Below are 300 nucleotides of genomic sequence, written 5' to 3' on the forward strand. Positions count from 1 at the left end.
GCCGGATGGGAATGGTTTTACGGTATACACGAAAATTAAGGAGACTCAGGATATTCCTGTGATCTTTCTGACCGCGTCGGGCGATGAGACGAGTGTCGTCACAGGTCTTAACATGGGGGTGGATGACTATATTACCAAGCCCTTCCGTCCGCGTGAGCTGATTGCGCGGATCGAGGCTACCCTGAGAAAAAACGGGCGGCTGGGGGCAGTATTTGAGATCTGCGGGCTTTTTGTAGATGTGGCGGGAGGTGTGGTGAAGAAGAACGGCAGCGAGGTTTTTCTTTCCGCGTTAGAGTACCG

General features: G+C 53.0%; 1 protein-coding gene. It reads left to right on the plus strand.

Features of this window, described 5'->3' with window-relative positions; all coding sequences use genetic code 11:
- Positions 1 to 300, plus strand: a 300-nt coding sequence (locus NE473_RS31305; RefSeq protein ID WP_256265658.1) for a response regulator transcription factor, incomplete at both ends; no start/stop codon positions are given.

Source organism: Hungatella sp. SL.1.14 (assembly GCF_024460495.1).
Taxonomy (GTDB): domain Bacteria; phylum Bacillota; class Clostridia; order Lachnospirales; family Lachnospiraceae; genus Hungatella; species Hungatella hathewayi.